The sequence below is a fragment of the Luteimonas galliterrae genome, from assembly GCF_023374055.1.
GTDB classification, from domain to species: Bacteria; Pseudomonadota; Gammaproteobacteria; order Xanthomonadales; family Xanthomonadaceae; genus Luteimonas_C; species Luteimonas_C galliterrae.
The window spans coordinates 1320028-1336763 of the sequence record NZ_JAMBEP010000001.1; the positions used below are offsets into that span (position 1 = coordinate 1320028).

Genomic DNA, 16736 nt, shown 5'->3' on the forward strand with positions numbered 1-16736 from the left:
CGCCCCTCGCTGGTGGATGGAAAACCGCTAACCCTTCGGAAACTCCGGCACCGCCGGATATGCGTCCAGCACCGGCCCGAGCGCGCGCTTGAGCGGCCCCAGCCAGGCTTCGTAATGGCGCCAATGGTCGATGCCTTCGCGATAGATCGGCTTGCGCACCTGCTCGGAGCTGGCAGTGCGGACCGGCCGGTCGTTCTCGAAGAAGCGCAAGCACTGCGCTTCGAAGGGCAGCCCGCAATAATCCAGCAGCCGGCGCACTTCGGCTTCGGTGTCGTCGACCATGTTCTCGTAGATCACCCGGTGCACGCGGCCGGGCAAGACTTCGTCGAAATGCGCCATCAGCTCGACGTAATCGCGGTAGTAGCGGCCGATGTCGTCCAGGCCGTAGCTGAATTTCTGGCCGCGCGCGAAATGCTGCTTGAAAGCCGAGAAGCAACACGCCAGCGGGTGCCGGCGCGCATCGATGATCCGCGCGTTGGGCAAGGCCAGCTGGATCAGGCCGACATGCGCGAAATTGTTCGGCATCTTGTCGATGAAGAACGGCGCGCCGCGCTTGCGGTGGATGCGGGTGCGTTGCAGATACGATTCGCCCAGCGCGCGCAGTTCGTCCGCGCCCAGGTCCGCCAGCACGTCGTGGTAAGGCGTTGTCTGCGGCGCATCGGTGCGTTGGCGCAGTTCGCGCGTCATGGCGATGATCTCGGGCAGCTCCATCGTGCCTTCGACAGCCGAATGGCTGGACAGGATCTGCTCGATCAGGGTGGAACCGGCGCGCGGCAGGCCGACGATGAAGATCGGGTCGGCGGCCTCCGCGCCGGAGCCGCGGCGCTGTTCGAAGAACTCGCGGGTGTAGGTGTTTTTCGAACGCCGGGTACGCGCCGCGTTCTCGTCGGCGCTGTACGGCGCCAGCGACAGACGCAGCGCGTTGCCGCGCTGGTAGTGGCCGAACGATGCTTCGTATCCGCCGGCGTCTTCCAGCGCCTTGCCGAGCGCGAATTCGAAGTGCAGGCGATGCTCGACATCCAGGTCGACGCGCTGCAGCTGGCGGCGCATCGCGTCCACGTCGTCGCCGTCGAAACGGAAGGTCTTGAGGTTGGCCAAGCTCCAGTACGCCTCGCCGAAGGCGGGATTGAGTTCGATGCTGCGGCGGTAGGCACGGATCGCGCGATCCTGGTGGCCGGCGGTCTTCAGCGCGTGTCCGTAGCTCATCCAGATCTTGGCGTGCTGCGGGAACTGGCGCAGCAGATCGTCGTAGATATCAATCGCTGGCGCGTAGTCGCCGATGCGGCACAGGATCACGGCCTTCAGATTGCGGTAGCCCGGATTGTCCGGCTCGATCGCCAGCAGCGTTTCCACTTCCGCCAAGGCCTCGGCGCCCTTGTTGCCGCGGTTGAGCACCAGCGCGTAGTTCTGGCGCGCGCCGTGGAAACTGGGCGCCAGTTCGAGGCAGCGCGCGAGCAAGCGTTCGGCGTCCTCGTCGCGCCCCAGCCGGGCGGCGACTTCGGCCAGCATGCGAATGGCGGCGACATCGGTCGGCGCTTTCTTCAGGTGCCGGCGCAGCAATGCTTCGGCTTCGGGGATGCTGTTCTCGCACAGCGCTTTGGCCGCGGCCATCAATTCCGGATCGCGGGTCGAATAGCGGACGTACGCGGCATAGGCCGCATCGGCGCCGGCGGCATCGGCGCCGGCGGTCAGTTGATCGGCCAACGCCAGCCACGCTTGCGCGAGTTCCGGTTTCAGGGCCACGGCGCGGCGCAGCGCATCGACGGCCTCTTCGCGGCGCCGCAGACGGCTCAGCGCGACGCCCAGCTCGTACTGGACGAAGGCCGAACGCGGTTGCTCGACAGCGAGCGGAGCGAGGATGCCGGCAGCGCGGGCCGCATCGCCGCGAGCGTTATGGGAAGCGCCGAGGACGAGCAGCGCCTGCGGGTGGTTCTCGACGACTTTGAGGATTTCGGTCGCCTGTTCGCCGGCCAGGGCCGGATCGGTGGCGAGGAGGCGGGAAGCGTGGGCGAGCGCGATCTCCAGGGATGCGGTTGGCTCGGACACACTCATTCGGACCCCGTGGCGTTGATGGATCGCTGATTCCGGCGAACGCCCGCGATCTTTCCCTGGCTGCCCGACCCATCGCCGTACGCAATCCACTGCATTCAGTATGGTCGCCGGGTACACCGCCCGATCCGCTGGCGCCGGATGCACCCCTGACGCAGCCCGGCACCGCCAATCTACGCTGATCGGATTTGCAACGTCCAGAGGCGGGGCGTCATCTTTAGCCCGCCGGGCGCATTCAGCCCTCGCGCCGTTCCTGCTCTTCGCCCAGCGCCTGATGCTGGAACAGGCACATCCGGATCACGCTGCGGTAGCGGCCGTCGCTGAAGAATTCGTCGACCAGCACGCCTTCGCGGCGGAAGCCGCTGCCTTCGTAAATGCGGATCGCACGCGTGTTGTCCACGTCGACCAGCAGGTAGAGTTTGTACAGGTTGAGCACGCGGAACGCGTAGTTGATCGCCAGCCGCGTCGCCGCCCGCGCGTAGCCGCGGCCCTGCTGCTCGGGCGCGATCATGATCAGGAATTCGGCGCGGCGATGCAGGTGGTCGATCTCGACCAGCTCGACCAGGCCGACCGGCGCGCGGTCGCCGTCCTCGACGATGAAGCGGCGTTCGCTCTGGTCGTGGATGTGCTTGCTGTACAGCTGTTCGAGTTCGACGAAGGATTCGTAAGGTTCTTCGAACCAGTAGCCCATCACGCTGCGGTTGTTGTTGAGCAGGTGGACGAAATGCAGGTCGCTGCGTTCGAGCGGGCGCAGGGTGATGGCGGCGGACGCGGGCATGGGGGCGTTCATGCCCGCTACCCTACTCCAGGGCAATGTCGCCGGCATGTCTGCGGCATCGCAGTCCGGTGCTCAGGGCAGATCCCAAGGCGCGCTCCCCCGAGCCGCCATGCCCGGCGAGCGATGAACGTAGGCTGGGTTGGCTCCATCAACCCAGCATCGCGGAAGTACGGCCAGCGCGCAGGACGACGAAGCCGAGCCTACCGCGACAACGCGGGCAGCACCTGCTCGCTGATCAGCTTGAACGTGATCCGCGGCGCGTTCTGCGCATTGTAGTTGGTGGTGGTGATCACCAGCACCATCTTCTGCTCGGGGAATACCTGCACCGTGTTGCCGCCGGTGCCGTTCATGGCGAACGCATGGAATTGGCGTTCACCGACTTTGTGCGTGTGCAGCCACCACAGATAGCCGTAGTCGATGTCCTCTTCGATTTGCGCGTGCGGCGTCGTCGATGCGCGCACCCATTCGGCCGGAACGACGCGCTTGCCGTTCCAGGTGCCGCCATCCAGGTACAGCTCGCCCAGTTTGAGCAGGTCGCGGCTGCGCAGGCCCAGCCCGCCGCCGGCCTGGGCCAGGCCCAACGGCGAGAACTGCCATTCCGGCTGTTCGATGCCCAGCGGGGCGAACAGCTTGGCCTGCGCATAGTCCTGCAACGGCTGCCCGACGGCGCCCTGGATCACGGCGCCGAGCGTGGTCACGCCGGCGGTGCAATAGCGGAAGCTGCGTCCGTACGGCGCGTCCTTCGGCTTGGGCATCCATGCCGGAAATCCCTGGATCGGCAGGTCGAGATAGAAGCCGACCCAATCCTCGACCAGATACATGCGCTCCTCGTTGCCTCGCGAGTATTCGCTCCAGTCGTTGCATTCCAGCAACGAGGACATCGTCATCAGGTCTTCGACGGTGATCGCATCCTTGCGCGGATCCGGGTTGGCCGGCGCCGGCCGCCCCTTCAGGTAAGGCTTGATCGGCGCCTGCGTGCCCGGCAGCTTGCCTTCGGCGATGGCGATGCCGGCCAGCATGCCGGCGACGGTCTTGGTGGCCGAGCGCGTGTTGCGCCGGCCTTCCGCGCCGTCCTCGTCGAAATAGCGTTCGTAGACCAGCTTGCCGTCACGGGCGATCAGAACGCTGGTGATCTCCTTGAAATCGCCCGCGGCGATGGATTTTTCCATTGCCTGCAGCCGGGCCGGATCGAGGCCGGCCTGTGCGGGCGACGCCGCTTTCCAGCCGTCGTCGGCAACCGCCGCGGCCGAACAACCCCATAAAACCAGTAACCAGAAACCTGTGCGCATCGCCGTCCCCTGTTCGAAGGACCGCAGCTTATGCGTTCGGCGCTGCCGCGTCTTGGACGCGCGCAACCTGCCCGTTCAGGGCCGGCGATTTTTCGTTGGAGCGGCTTTTGTGGAAGCGGCTTTTGTGGGAGCGGCTTTAGCCGCGAGCTTCTTACCTCGCACGCGGCGAGTTCGTAGGAAAGAGCTCGCGGCTAAAGCCGCTCCCACGAGTTCGTAGGAAAGAGCTCGCGGCTAAAGCCGCTTCCACAAAAGCCGCACCTACAAAGAGCGGCGCCGATAGGCGGCCGGAGTGACGCGGTATGCGCTCACGAACTGCCGGTTGAAATGGCTCTGGTCCGCATAGCCGCAGCGCAGCGCGATTTCCGCCACGGTCGCGCGCGTATCGCGCAGCAGCGCCATGGCGCGCCGCAGGCGCGCGCGGCGCGCGTATTCGGCCGGTGCGCAACCCAGATGGCGGCGGAACACCCGCGCCAGATGCACGGGATGCACGCCGCAGACGGCAGCCAGCGTGGCGATGTCCGGCGATCCGCCGACATCTTCCAGCCATTCCAGCGCCAGGCGCAGCCATGCCGGCGGGGAGGTATGCGTTTCCTCCGACGAGATCGCATCGGCCAGCAGCTCGGTCGCCACCGCTCCGGCCACATGATCCGAGTCGTGCTCCCAGCGCCCGCACTCCTGTACAAGCGCGTAGGCGAAACGGCGCGCGCGGTGACCTAGCTGGCGCGCGCCGCCGTCGGCCGCAAGGCCGTCGCAGAGCGCGATCGCTGCCTGCGGAACGGACAGAGTGAAGAAACGCCCGTCCAGACCGCGGAAACGATCGCGATGGGTCGTGCCCGGCGGGTTGTAGATCAAGGTGCCCACCGCGCACTCGGCCGCACCACCGCGCGCGGAGGTGATGTAGCGCCCGGCCAGCAGCATCACGAAATGCGCTTCGTCGTGCGTATGCCGATGCAGTTCGCGTTCTGGCACGGTCGGCTGCAGGCAATCCAGCAGGAAACCCGCGGCTTCGCGGCGCACCGTCCCCTGGCCGAAGAAACGGCCGTGCGGCAACGAAAGGCCCGGCAATTGCGACTGCATGTCCATCAATCCTCGATCCGGGAATAGGTACGCGTATCGCGCATGAACACGTACACCAGCAGCGAACAGCCGATGCAGGCGGTCACGTACCAGTAGAAGCCGCTTTCGTGGCCGATGTCCTTGAACCACAAAGCGACGTAATCGGCGCTGCCGCCGAACACGGCCACCGTCAGCGCATACGGCAGCCCGACGCCCAACGCGCGCACCTCCACCGGGAAGAGTTCCGCCTTCACCACCGCGTTGATCGAGGTGTAGCCGGATACGACGACCAGCGCCAGCATGATCAGCCCGAACGCGGCCATCGGCGAACCGACCTGTTGCAGGCGGCTCAGGATCGGCACCGTCAGCAAGGTGCCGAGCACGCCGAAGCCGATCAGCAACGGCCGCCGGCCGATCCGGTCGGACAGCGCGCCGAACAAAGGCTGCAGCAGCATGTATACGAACAACGTGCCTGCGTTGATCAGTGAGGCCATGGATTTTTCGATGCCGGCGCTGTTGACCATGAATTTGTGCACGTAAGTCGTGTAGGTATAGAACGCCAGCGTGCCGCCCATGGTCAACCCGATCACGGTCAGCACCGCGCGCGGGTGGCGCATCAGTTCGCGCAGCGTGCCCTCCCCCCGCGCCCGCTGCGGGCCGCCGGCGCGTTGGCGCGAATAAGCTTCGGTCTCGTCCATGTTGCGGCGCAGATAGAGCGCCGTGGCCGCCGCGGCCGCGCCGATCAGGAACGGGATCCGCCAGCCCCAGTCTTCCAGCTGTTCCGGCGTCAGGAAGACCTGCTGCAGGGCGATCAGCACCGCCAGCGCCAGCAGGTGCCCCATCACCAGCGTCACGTACTGGAAGCTGGACCAGAAGCCGCGGTGCTCGCGCGTGGCCATCTCGCTGAGATAGGTGGCCGAGGCGCCGTATTCGCCGCCCACGCTCAGCCCCTGCAATAGGCGCGCCAGCAACAGCAACGCCGGCGCCGCGATGCCGATGCTGGCGTAGCCGGGCGTCAGCGCGATCATCAGCGAGCCGGTGCACATCATCAGCACCGACAGCATCAGCGCGGCCTTGCGCCCGCGGCGGTCGGCGTAGCGGCCGAGCAGCCATCCGCCCAGCGGACGCATCAGGAAGCCCACGGCGAAGATCGCCGCCGTATTCAGCAAGCGCGCGGTGTCGTCCCCTTCCGGAAAGAACGCTTTGGCAAAATACAGCGAGAACGCCGCATACGCGTACCAGTCGTACCATTCGACCAGGTTGCCGACCGAGCCGCTGAAGATCGATCTGAGGCGCTGCAGCGGCGTGATCTGCGGTGAGGATGCGCTCGACAAGCGGTGTCCCGGGCGATGGCAAGCACCGATTCTATCGGCAGCGACGGCGATTGGCATCGCCGGTCATCACGTGCGCTTACCTTTTTTCCACCTAGCCTGTAGCCGTCCCCGCACCCCCGGTACCGATATGCCCACCCTGCGTTTGCGATTGACCGGCAGCGACGACGACGCCCGCGCCATGATCAACCTGATGCAGAGCCTGGAAGGCATCGAGCATGTCGAGGAAGTCGAAGACCTGATGCCGCACATGGACGACGACGATTCCAGCTCCGCCGGATTGGTGGACGACCAGGGGCCTGGCTTCCATGCCCTGGAGATCGAAGCGCCCAACGAGGCCACCGCGCGCAAGGTGCGCGAAGCGGCCGAAGCGCTGGCTTTCGACCTGGACGCGCTGGTCGAGTTCGAAGAACCGGACGAGTGAACTCAACCCAATCGCGCCAGCGCCCGCACCGGGAACGTCCCCATGCCGCGCACTTTCGGCGGGATGGCGCTGAACGCGAAGCCTTCGTCGGGCAGCGCCCCCAGATTGCACAGGTGCTCGACGATCAGGATGTCGGCGCCGAGCAACGTCGTATGCACCGGACGGGTATCGCCGCGGGTGTCGTCGATGTTCATCGAATCGATGCCGACGAGGCGCACGCCGCAGTCGCGCAGGTGGATCGCGGCATCTTCGGTCAGATAAGGATGGCCGACGGCGTATTCCGGCACGGCCCAGTGCGCGTCCCAGCCGGTATGCACCAGCACTGCGCGGCCGCGCAGTTCCTTGTCGCGGAAAAACTCGGCATCGATCGCCTGCACTTCGCGATGGTCCGCGCGGACCACGATGCCGTCCAGGTCGGCGAACGCCTCCGGCCCGACCTGCGACAGGTCCTTGCCGTGTTCGTATCGATGCGAAGGGCAATCGATGTAGGTGCCGGTATTGGCCACCATGTCGATCCTGCCGATCTGGAACTCGGTGCCGGGCGCATAGCGCTCGCGCGACTGCTCGCGGCTCAGGTAATCGCAAACGCGCGCGGCCGGCAGGCCGGGATAGGTCACCAGCCCGTCTTCGATCGTATGGCTCAGGTCGACGTAGATGCGCTGCGCGTCCGCCGCGGCCGCCTTGCGCTTGTGCGGCTCGACGATGATGCGCTTGTTGAGGATGCGGGCCGGGCCGACCATCAGCAGGCGCAGGTCGCGCACGACATAGTCGACCAGCGCTTCGTCGGCGATGTCGTCGCCATCGATATCGAGCCGGAAATCCTGCCCCTGGATGCCGCCGCCATTGGTGAACGCGAATTCGAAGTCGAAAACGACGCGTTTCTGCCGCTGCTCGTTCATGGCGCTGCGCTCTTGCGGGCCGACGGGGGAAACTTCGCTCTTTTGGATGCCTGCGTCAAACCGGAAACCCTGCTAACGCGGATTCCAGCCGATCAGGCGCACGCCGGTCTCGGTGCGCGGCCGGTGCGATGAGCCGGCCGCGAAATGCAGGTAGCTGCCGGCCGGAAAACGGCGGTCGCCTTCGATCATCTCGCCTGCGATCACGTAGACGTCCTCGCCATCCGGATGCTCGTCCACATGCGGCCATTGGCTGCCTGGCGCCATTTCGACGATCCATGCGCGCACGCCGGGCACGCTGGGCAGATCGCGGCGATAGCAGCCGTCGCCGACCTCGATCCGTGGTACGTCTGCCGTTTGCAGCGCTTCGACTTGTCCCGCGATTGCGCTCATGCATGCCTCATCGGTTGGGTGTCCATTCGAGCCATTCGCCGGGGCGGCGTATCTCCACGCCGACGCCCCGTTTCGCCGCGATCCGCGTCAACGAAGCTTCTACATCGGGCAGCTCCTGGTAGCCTTCTGCGCCATCGACTCCGTAGTGGATCGGCACGATTTGCCGAGCGCCCATCACCACCGCAGCCGCCACGGCCTCCTCGGGCGTCAAAACCGCATGTATATCGCTGACCGGTTTGCGCCACGCGAATTTCGCGCCGTTGATCGGCAGGAATGCGGCATCGAAAGGCCCGTACTGGCGGCCGATCTGCCACCATGCGCCGTGCCACAAGGTATCGCCGCAATGGATGATGCGGCGGCCGCCGCCGGAAACGATCCACGACACTTGCACATCGCCGTAGCCATCGGCCGCCGGCACGGCGGTCGCGGTGAAGTCGCCCAGCACCTGCGGTTCGTAGAGCGGCGCGAGCCGCGTGCGGAAATCGCCGCCGAACGGGCTGCCGGCGCTCGCGGCCATCAGCAGCGTGCCGTTCGCGCCCAGCGCCTGGCGGATCGCGACAGGATCGCAATGGTCCGGGTGCCGATGCGTGGCCAGCACGTAGCGATCGCCCTTGTCGACGGACACCGGGATCAGCGGATCCTCCAACGCGGCGCCCCAGACATCGGGGTTCAGCAACGGATCCAGGAACAGCGTCGCCGTGTCCAGTTGCAGGCGCACGCCGGCCCAGGCGAGCCGTTGCGCGCGCAGCGTGGGCGACGCGGCTGCGGGCGCAAGCGGCATTGCCGATAGGGCGGCCGCCGCGGCCAAACCACCGAGGAAATCGCGACGCGACAGGCGCTCACGCATGGTGCGGGCCATCCGTTATGGAGAAGTTTTCGGGATACGGCGGCGCGACCGCGCGCCGGCTTATTTCTGAGCGCGCTGGCTCATCGCCACGCTGCCCAGGATCAGCGCGCCGGCGATGCCCATCGTCAAAGTCAGCGGTTCGTCGAGCAGCATCCAGGCCCAGGCGACGCCGAACAGCGGGACCAGATACGTCACGGTCGACGCGCGGCTGGCGCCGATGCGGGCGATCAGGCGGTAATACATGACGAAGGCGATGCCGGTGCACAACACGCCCAGCATCGCGGCGGACAGCCACGACTGCAGGCCGATCGCCGCTTGCGGCCACGCGTAAGCCGCGAACGGCAGCGTCAACAAGGCGGACACGCCCAGCGTCGCGGCCGCCACCGCTGCAGGCGGCAAGCCGGTCAGATGGCGGCGCACCAGGTTGATGCCGATGCCGTACAGGAAGGCCGCTGCAGCGCCCGCCACCACCGCCCAGCCGACGCTGGCACCGGCGACTTTGCCGCTGGCCAGCACCACCACGCCGGCAAAACCGGCGACCAATGCCGTCGCGCGGCGTGTGCCGATCTTCTCGCCGAAGAACAGGAAGCCGACCAGCGCAGTGAACAGTACCGTCATCGCGTTGGCGATCGCGCCGACGCCGGCAGGCGCGCGTTGCGCCGCCCAAGCGAACAGGATGAAGGGTATCGCCGAATTGATCGCGCCTATCAACGCCAATTTCGGCCACAAGCGCGCCGGAAACTGCGCTCGCGCGCGCCACAGGAACGGCAGCAGCACCAGCGAGCCGAGCGCCAGCCGTACTTCGACCAGCGGCACCGCGCCGAAGTCGTTGGCGGCGACGCGCATGAAAAGGAAGGATGCGCCCCAGATCGCGCCCAGCACGACCAACTCCAGCGGCGTCATCCAGTCGCGCACCGCGGGCCGCACCAGGGCGGGCGCGGAGGCGGCACTGCAGTCGATCGTAGCCATATGTCCAGGCATCCAACGGGGGTCTACCGGCCATTCTCCGTTTCCCTGGAACCCCTACAAGCGCATACTTTTCGCCCGAGCCACAAATCCTATTTGGGTCTCAAGATGAATATGCGCCCCAGCCTGTTGCCCGCGCTCGGCGTGTTCGCCGCGGCTGCCCGCCACCAGAATTTCGCTCATGCCGCAGAGGAGCTGCACCTGACCGCGAGCGCGGTGAGCCACCACGTGCGCAAGCTCGAAAGCATGCTCGGCATCGCCCTGTTCCAGCGCCATGCGCGCGGTGTGACCCTGACCGGCGAAGGACGGCAGCTGGCCGACGCGGCCTCGATCGCGGTGTCGGATCTGGAAGCGGTGGCCGAATCCCTAGGCAAGGCCCGCGCCGAAGAACGGCTGCGCATCAATACGCTGCATTCGCTGACCTATTGCTGGCTGCTGCCGCGGCTGTCGAGGTTCCTGGCGCTGCATCCCAAGATCAGGATCAGCATCGAAACCGAAGTGGCGTTGACGCGTTTCGACGAGGGCGGCGCCGATCTCGCCATCCGTCACGGACCCGGACACTGGCCCGGGCTCAGCGCGCACCACCTGATGGACGACGAACTCTTTCCGGTGGCCTCGCCGGCGCTGCCCGGCATCGACCGCATCGCCGAACCCAAACAGATCGCCGCGCTGCCGCTGCTATCCGATCATGCGCTGCAGGGCTGGCGCGACTGGTTCCGTGCCGCCGGCCTGCGCGGGCTGCGCCTGCCCGACATGCATCTGATGAGCGACAGCACCGATGTGATGCGCGCCGCGGTGTACGGCATCGGCGCAGCACTGGCGCGCAAGTACATCGCCATGCCTTATCTGCAACGCTACGAGCTCGTGCGCCTACCTGGCCCGGCGTTGAAGACCCGTTTCGCTTACTACGCGGTGCATCCCGCGCATCGTCCGCTCACAAAGAATGCGGCGATCTTCATCGATTGGCTCAAGCATGAGGCGCAGGACGAGAACACACCGTTGCCGCCGGCGATCGGCATCTGAGGTTTTCCATTCCGACGCACGCCTGGGTATAGCGACTTAGCTTGTCTGCCTCTTTGAAAAGAGGAGCGTGAGAGACTGCTTTGGCTCTGTGGAGCGGAGTTCGCCCCGCTGCCCTTGTCTCGCTCCGAGCGTGCTCCGCCTTTGTGGAGCGGGGCATGCCCCGCGGCTCTTGCTCCAGCTCTGTAGAGCGGAGCTTGCTCCGCTGCTCTTGCCCTTATGCCGTTCGCTCTTGAGCCGTTTGCCCTTGAGCCGTTTGCCCTTGAGCCGTTTGCCCTTGAGTCGTTCGCTCTTATGCCGTTCGCTCTTATGCCGTTCGCTCTTAAGCCGTTGCTCTCATGCCGTCATCCCAGCGAACGCTGGGACCCATGTTGCTCTTGCCCCTCAGCCGTCATCCCGGCGAAGGCCGGGATCCAGGCCCGCGTTCTTGTGGGCTGCGCTGCGACTCGCGCCATGGATAAAGGCTTCCGGCTGCGCCGGGTCACTTTCTTTGCTGGCCCAAAGAAAGTAACCCAAGAAAGGGCCTGAACTGCGGTGCGATGGGTCGCACCTGTAAGTCCGCCAGCGGACCTGCTTTCGTCGCAGGTGACCTTCTTACGCAGGTACTAGATTTTGATTCGCAGCGTATGGGTGACGTGGCTTTTGCGGGTTTGCGCTAAGGAGGCGTTCTGGTCGATCGCCCCGAATCTGAATGTCGAAGCGACGGAGGAATCCCGAGGGCCGGCGAACGGTGGCCAAGAACACGAGGTAACCCCATCGCCGGGATCCCTTCCAAAGGCCCTTTCTTTGGTTACTTCTCTTTTTGGGCCCCACAAAAAGAAAGTAACTCGGCCGCGGTTTGAGCGGACGAAACCCCGGCCCAAAGGGCCGGCAGGTCGCGAGAACCCCAAGCCAAGGCAGCGGAACAAGCCCCTCTCTACAAAGCCGAAAGCGCTGATCTTGGCTTGCGCGGGGATGACGGCAATACGGCGTTATTGCACCTGCTTCAACGCCGCCACGATCGCCGGCTTCAAGGCCTTAATCTTCGCGTCGTCGGTCTGGTCGGCCTCCAGATAGAGGTTGGTCAGGAAGGCTAGCAGATCGTGCCGACGCGCCATCCAGTTCGTGTAGTCCTCGCGATTGAGCTTGCCAAGCCTGGGCGGCAACGCCGCGAACCAGGCCTGCCAATCGGCTTCGGACAACTCACCCCGTTGGGCCACGTACAACACCGGCCGCGCCAGGCGTCCCGGCTCGCCGAACACGTACGCATGACCGGTTTCCGGCAAAGCCTGCGAGGCCACGCCCGCCAGGATGCGGTCGAGCTGCGCGCGTTCCAGGGCCGGGTTCAGCGACAACTGCATCAGCCAATCGGCGCCGTGCGCCACGCCATGGCGCCAGCCTTCGCCGTCGATGTAGCCGCGATAGTCGCGTACCGATTCGACGTAAGCCGCGGCGCGGTCGACCATCGCTGCGCGTTCTTCCGGGGACATCCAGGGTTTGACCCGATCGGTGCGGGCCACTTCGGAGAGCACCAGCGCCGCGAACGGATGCGCGAACCCCGGCTTGTCTTCCCCATCCAGCATCGCGTAAAGCTTGTCGCGCATGCCGCGCAGCGTATCGGCGCCGAAATCGCCCGCCCGCATCCATTGCGTCAAGGCTTCGTAGGCGATGCCGTCGCGCAACTCGGAATCGGGATCGCCGAGGCAGGCGAGCAAGCCCTCGGCCAGCTTCTGCTTTTCGGCCGCATCGGGCAGAGTGAATTGCAAGGCCTTCAGGGCCTGCAGCGAGGCCTTGCTCTGGCCCTCGGGCGGACAAGTCTGCGCGAATGCCGGCGCGGACAGCAGGCAACAAGCCCACAACAGGATATGGCGCATGATTTTCCCCTCGGAGCGCGAGGGGCTAGCGTAGGTCGTCGCGTTCCGGCTCCGCAAGGGCCACGCGCGCGCCATCCTCGCTTTTTTTGGCTTTTTGGTAGGAGCGGCTTCAGCCGCGAGCTTTCCCTACACGACGTCTCGCCCCGAGAAAAAGCTCGCGGCTGAAGCCGCTCCTACAAAAGGCCGCTCAAGCGTCAGAGACTGGCGCCGTCGAACTTATTGACCTTGATCGCTGACAGATCGATGTCCGGCAGGCAACGGACGTTGACCGCGGCCATATGCTGGCCGGTCTTAGGATTCACGGCATCGCTGAACGGCGCGATGCCGCAGTTAGGACAAAAGTGGTGATCGATCTTTTCCTTGTTGAAGCGATAAGTCCCATAGTCGGATTCGGGCGTCCTGAGAGTCAGCGCCTCGCGCGGGAAGAAAGCGAGCAGCGAGCCGCGGCGGCGGCACATCGAGCAATTGCAGTCGATGGCTTCCACGACATCGGCGTCGAGTTCGAATGCGATACGTCCGCAATGGCAGCTGCCCTGGTGTTTCATGCCGCGCTCCATGAGGGAAGACGACAAAGATAACGCGATCTGCGGCCAGCCGCATCGGCCGTCGGTCCCGCTTGCCGGCTCGCGGCGATTGGCGCAACCTCACCGATCGCTCTCCCGGGGAAATCGCACCATGCCGAGATTCCATGCCTTGACGGCGCTGGGCTTGATGCTCTGCCTGCCGGTCGCTACCGCCGTTGCGAAACAATCCGCCGCGCCATCGGCGGCGCCTGCGGACACCGCCTGCAAGGACGTCCCGTTCGCCGCCGCGGATGCCGCAGCCGTATCGGTGCCCAGCGCGGCCGATGCCTGGGGCGGACCGCGCAAGGGCGACGAAGCTACGCTGTCCGATCGCGTGGTTCGCTACGACATCCATGCGACGCTGGATCCGGTCAAGCACACCATCGACGGCAAGCAGAAGCTGACTTGGCGCAACCGCAGCGCGCAACCGGTATGCGCGGTCTATCTGCACATGTACCTGAACGCTTTCGAGAGCGCGAACAGCACGTTCATGACCGAACAGCGCAACCTCAATTTCGCTTTCCGCAGCGATGTGCCGGTCGAGGACGGCGACTGGGGCTACAGCAAGCTCGATCGCGTGCAGCAGAACGGCCAAGCGGTGCGCTGGCGTTTCGTGCAGCCCGACGGCGGCCCGTCCACCGATCGCACCGTGGTGCGGCTCGATTTGCCGCAGCCGGTCGCACCCGGCGCGAGCACCACGCTGGATATCGACTTCTTCAACCAGTTGCCCCGCGTCACCGCCCGCACCGGCTATTTCGGCACTTTCCACCTCGTCGCGCAGTGGTTTCCCAAGATCGGCGTGCTGGAACTGCCTGGCGAGCGCGGCGCCGTCGCGCCGCGCTGGAACGTGCACGAGTTCCACATGCACAGCGAGTTCTATGCCGACTTCGGCGAGTACGACGTGCGCATCACCGTACCCAAGGGTTACACCGTGGGCGCCACGGGCGAGGAGACAGGAGCCCCGGTCGAAGCCGGCGGCAAGATCACGCACCGTTTCGTGCAGAACGACGTGCACGACTTCGCCTGGACCGCGGACAACCGCTACGCCAAGCCGCTGGACGGCTTCTACGAAGGTCCGGGCAGTCCGCGGGTGAAGGTGCGCGTGCTCTACCCGCCCGAATACGAATCCAACGCCAAGCCCGCGCTGCAGGCGACGATCGATTCGCTGGCTTATTTCTCGCGCACGTTGGGACCGTATCCGTACAAGACCGTGACCGTGGTGATCCCGCCGTTCAACGCGCAGGAAGCCGGCGGCATGGAATATCCGACGTTCTTCACCGCGTCCAGCTACAAGAACGTCGACCCCGATACGCTCGCCCGTTACGGCTTGGATTTCGTCACCATCCACGAATTCGGCCACGGCTATTTCTACGGCATCCTGGCCTCGAACGAGTTCGAAGAGCCGATGCTCGACGAAGGCCTCAACGAGTATTGGGACCAACGCATGCTGCGCGAGCGCAAGCAGCGCATCCATGCGACGACGCCCTGGCTCAAGCGGATCGGCTTCGCGCCGGCGATCGACGGCTTCGACGGCGAGCGGCTCGGCGCCATGACCGGCAACCCTGCCGATGCGCTCGGGCAGAATTCCTGGAACCGCATGTCCAGCCGCAGCTACGGCACGGTCTATTCGCGCACCGCCACGACCATGCACGACCTGGAGCAGCGCGTCGGCAAGGAAGCGCTGGAGCGCGCCTTCAAGCTTTACTACGCGCGCTGGAAGTTCCGCCACCCCAGCATCGCCGATTTCCGCGACGCGCTGATCGAAGGCACCGGCCAGCGCGAAACGGTCGAGCGGATCTTCGCGCAGCAGGTCTATGCCACGCGCAAGGTCGACGACAGCATCGCCGAGTTCTCCAGCGAAGAAGCGCTACCGGTGCCCGGCTACGTCGAACGCGGCGGCAAGCGCATCGAAGTGACCAGCGAGGCGCTGGACAAGGCGATCGAGGACAAGCGCAAGGCCTGGAAGGAAATGAATCCGAAAGCGAAGGACGGCGAAGGCCCGTTCCCGTACCGCACCACGGTGCTGGTCCGGCGCGACGGCGCCGACGTGCCGCAGGTGCTGCGCGTGACCTTCGCCGACGGCAGCAGCGAAACCGTGCACTGGAACGGCGCCCAACCATGGCAACGTTTCAGCTGGGTCAAACGCAGCAAGGCGGTATCGGCGCAATTGGATCCCGACGGCCACATCAACCTGGACAGCGACAAACTCGACGACGGCCGCACGCTGGACAGCGACCGTTCCGCCACACGGCGTTGGGTGGGCGACATCACCGCCCTGCTGCAGAACTTCTTCGCGATGTTGGTGAGCCTATGAACAATCCTTCGCGCCGCGGCGGCTTCGCCGCACTGACCTCGGGCCTCAAGAACGCGCTGCAGTGGCGCATGCTGTTGTGGTGGCTGCTGGCATTGTGGCTGCCGACCTTGCTCGTGACGGCGCCGCTGTGGGGCGCGCTGCAGGAGCAGTGGGGACACTCGCCGCAGGCCGCCGCGATCGCCGCAGCCCAGGACCTGCCGTTGCTCGCCGACGCCTTCGTCGGCATCGACCGGGCCATGGGCGGCATCACCGTCGCCGCCTTGCTCGCTACCGTGCTGACGCTGCTGCTGTCGCCGTGGCTGGCAGGCATGGTGGTGGCGTCGATACGCGCGGGCCGCAGGCTCGGCATGGGCGAACTGATGCATGGCGGACTCAACGAATACGGACGCATGTTCCGCACGCTGTTGTGGTCGATCCTGCCGCTAGGCGTCGCCCTGGGCGTCGGCTTGGTCGCGGTCAAAATGGCGGGGAAGCAGGCCGACGCGGCGATCCTGGCTTCGCAAGCCGAAACGGCAGGCCGCATCGGCCTGGCGGTTTTGGCGGTGCTGTTCGTGTTCGCGCATATGACGGTGGAGGCGGGCCGCGGCGGGTTCGGCGCCGACGTCGGTCTGCGCTCGGCGATCCGTGCGTGGTGGCGTGGCTTCCAGCTGGTGCTGCGTCGTCCGCTGGCATCGTTGACCGTTTATCTGGGCACCAGCCTGGTCGCTTACTTGCTGGCTGCACTGCTCGGCATTTGGCGGCTCAACACTAGCGGTGCGGGCTTCGGCGGCTTCCTGCTCGGCCTGCTGCTGACACAGCTAGTGTTCGTGGCGCTGGCTTGGGGTCGCATCGCGCGCCTGTATGGATTCTCCGAACTCGCCGGCGCCCCGGCAGCAACATCCGCCGCGGCGACGACGCCGGCGACCAACACCGACGAATATCTTTCCATGCAGCAATCCGAACCTGCGGGTACCTGAC

15 protein-coding genes are annotated in these 16736 nt (G+C 65.8%); 4 read left to right on the forward strand and 11 right to left on the reverse strand.

Annotation, left to right across the window (positions count from 1 at the left end; all coding sequences use genetic code 11):
- Positions 1-27: 27 nt before the first annotated feature.
- The 5 genes from M2650_RS06120 to M2650_RS06140 form a co-directional block, all read right to left on the reverse strand.
- On the reverse strand, positions 28-2052 hold the full coding sequence (locus M2650_RS06120) for a tetratricopeptide repeat-containing sulfotransferase family protein (RefSeq protein ID WP_249472504.1): 2025 nt from the start codon (positions 2050-2052) through the stop codon (positions 28-30).
- Positions 2053-2284: 232 nt separating this feature from the next.
- Positions 2285-2839, reverse strand: a complete 555-nt coding sequence (gene speG, locus M2650_RS06125) for a spermidine N1-acetyltransferase (RefSeq protein ID WP_249472506.1) — start codon at positions 2837-2839, stop codon at positions 2285-2287.
- 188 nt (positions 2840-3027) lie between these two features.
- Positions 3028-4116: a serine hydrolase domain-containing protein gene (locus tag M2650_RS06130; RefSeq protein ID WP_249472508.1), complete on the reverse strand. Its 1089-nt coding sequence runs from the start codon at positions 4114-4116 to the stop codon at positions 3028-3030.
- Positions 4117-4374: 258 nt separating this feature from the next.
- Positions 4375-5193, reverse strand: a complete 819-nt coding sequence (locus tag M2650_RS06135; RefSeq protein WP_249472510.1) for a helix-turn-helix domain-containing protein — start codon at positions 5191-5193, stop codon at positions 4375-4377.
- Between the two features lie 5 nt (positions 5194-5198).
- Entirely contained in the window at positions 5199-6506 is a 1308-nt protein-coding gene (locus M2650_RS06140) for an MFS transporter (RefSeq protein WP_249472512.1), read from the reverse strand.
- A 127-nt stretch (positions 6507-6633) separates the two neighbouring features.
- Between M2650_RS06140 and M2650_RS06145 the strand changes: the two genes are divergently transcribed.
- A complete protein-coding gene (locus M2650_RS06145) occupies positions 6634-6927 on the forward strand; it encodes a hypothetical protein (protein WP_249472514.1) in 294 nt (97 codons plus the stop codon).
- 2 nt (positions 6928-6929) lie between these two features.
- Here M2650_RS06145 and M2650_RS06150 read toward each other — a convergent pair whose 3' ends face one another.
- The 4 genes from M2650_RS06150 to M2650_RS06165 all read right to left on the reverse strand — a co-directional run bounded on the left by M2650_RS06150 (position 6930) and on the right by M2650_RS06165 (position 10032).
- Positions 6930-7826 (reverse strand): cyclase family protein, encoded by an 897-nt coding sequence (locus tag M2650_RS06150; RefSeq protein WP_249472516.1) that lies wholly within the window; start codon positions 7824-7826, stop codon positions 6930-6932.
- Between the two features lie 72 nt (positions 7827-7898).
- A complete protein-coding gene (locus M2650_RS06155; RefSeq protein ID WP_249472517.1) occupies positions 7899-8216 on the reverse strand; it encodes a cupin domain-containing protein in 318 nt (105 codons plus the stop codon).
- Between the two features lie 7 nt (positions 8217-8223).
- Positions 8224-9063, reverse strand: coding sequence for an MBL fold metallo-hydrolase (locus M2650_RS06160; RefSeq protein WP_249472519.1), 840 nt, complete (start codon positions 9061-9063; stop codon positions 8224-8226).
- A 60-nt stretch (positions 9064-9123) separates the two neighbouring features.
- Positions 9124-10032 (reverse strand): DMT family transporter, encoded by a 909-nt coding sequence (locus M2650_RS06165; RefSeq protein ID WP_249472521.1) that lies wholly within the window; start codon positions 10030-10032, stop codon positions 9124-9126.
- 105 nt (positions 10033-10137) lie between these two features.
- On the opposite strand from M2650_RS06165, the gene M2650_RS06170 reads away from it, so the two are divergent.
- On the forward strand, positions 10138-11052 hold the full coding sequence (locus tag M2650_RS06170) for a LysR substrate-binding domain-containing protein (RefSeq protein WP_249472523.1): 915 nt from the start codon (positions 10138-10140) through the stop codon (positions 11050-11052).
- Positions 11053-12020: 968 nt separating this feature from the next.
- On the opposite strand, the gene M2650_RS06175 is transcribed toward M2650_RS06170, so the two are convergent.
- A complete protein-coding gene (locus M2650_RS06175; RefSeq protein WP_249472525.1) occupies positions 12021-12902 on the reverse strand; it encodes a DUF2785 domain-containing protein in 882 nt (293 codons plus the stop codon).
- 194 nt (positions 12903-13096) lie between these two features.
- Entirely contained in the window at positions 13097-13447 is a 351-nt protein-coding gene (locus tag M2650_RS06180; protein WP_249472526.1) for a GFA family protein, read from the reverse strand.
- Between the two features lie 130 nt (positions 13448-13577).
- Between M2650_RS06180 and M2650_RS06185 the strand changes: the two genes are divergently transcribed.
- Both M2650_RS06185 and M2650_RS06190 read left to right on the forward strand, forming a co-directional pair.
- Positions 13578-15779: a M1 family metallopeptidase gene (locus tag M2650_RS06185; protein ID WP_249472527.1), complete on the forward strand. Its 2202-nt coding sequence runs from the start codon at positions 13578-13580 to the stop codon at positions 15777-15779.
- Complete coding sequence (locus M2650_RS06190; RefSeq protein WP_249472528.1) at positions 15776-16735, forward strand: hypothetical protein; 960 nt, start codon at positions 15776-15778, stop codon at positions 16733-16735. The genes M2650_RS06185 and M2650_RS06190 overlap by 4 nt, the downstream gene beginning before the upstream one ends.
- Position 16736 lies beyond the last annotated feature (1 nt).

Excerpts from the sequence above, each read along its gene's own strand:
- M2650_RS06120 (WP_249472504.1), bottom strand. The coding sequence starts at position 2,052 with ATGAGTGTGTCCGAGCCAACCGCATCCCTGGAGATCGCGCTCGCCCAC.
- speG (WP_249472506.1), bottom strand. The coding sequence starts at position 2,839 with ATGAACGCCCCCATGCCCGCGTCCGCCGCCATCACCCTGCGCCCGCTC.
- M2650_RS06130 (WP_249472508.1), bottom strand. The coding sequence starts at position 4,116 with ATGCGCACAGGTTTCTGGTTACTGGTTTTATGGGGTTGTTCGGCCGCG.
- M2650_RS06135 (WP_249472510.1), bottom strand. The coding sequence starts at position 5,193 with ATGCAGTCGCAATTGCCGGGCCTTTCGTTGCCGCACGGCCGTTTCTTC.
- M2650_RS06145 (WP_249472514.1), top strand. The coding sequence starts at position 6,634 with ATGCCCACCCTGCGTTTGCGATTGACCGGCAGCGACGACGACGCCCGC.
- M2650_RS06150 (WP_249472516.1), bottom strand. The coding sequence starts at position 7,826 with ATGAACGAGCAGCGGCAGAAACGCGTCGTTTTCGACTTCGAATTCGCG.
- M2650_RS06155 (WP_249472517.1), bottom strand. The coding sequence starts at position 8,216 with ATGAGCGCAATCGCGGGACAAGTCGAAGCGCTGCAAACGGCAGACGTA.
- M2650_RS06160 (WP_249472519.1), bottom strand. The coding sequence starts at position 9,063 with ATGCGTGAGCGCCTGTCGCGTCGCGATTTCCTCGGTGGTTTGGCCGCG.
- M2650_RS06165 (WP_249472521.1), bottom strand. The coding sequence starts at position 10,032 with ATGGCTACGATCGACTGCAGTGCCGCCTCCGCGCCCGCCCTGGTGCGG.
- M2650_RS06170 (WP_249472523.1), top strand. The coding sequence starts at position 10,138 with ATGAATATGCGCCCCAGCCTGTTGCCCGCGCTCGGCGTGTTCGCCGCG.
- M2650_RS06175 (WP_249472525.1), bottom strand. The coding sequence starts at position 12,902 with ATGCGCCATATCCTGTTGTGGGCTTGTTGCCTGCTGTCCGCGCCGGCA.
- M2650_RS06180 (WP_249472526.1), bottom strand. The coding sequence starts at position 13,447 with ATGAAACACCAGGGCAGCTGCCATTGCGGACGTATCGCATTCGAACTC.
- M2650_RS06185 (WP_249472527.1), top strand. The coding sequence starts at position 13,578 with ATGCCGAGATTCCATGCCTTGACGGCGCTGGGCTTGATGCTCTGCCTG.
- M2650_RS06190 (WP_249472528.1), top strand. The coding sequence starts at position 15,776 with ATGAACAATCCTTCGCGCCGCGGCGGCTTCGCCGCACTGACCTCGGGC.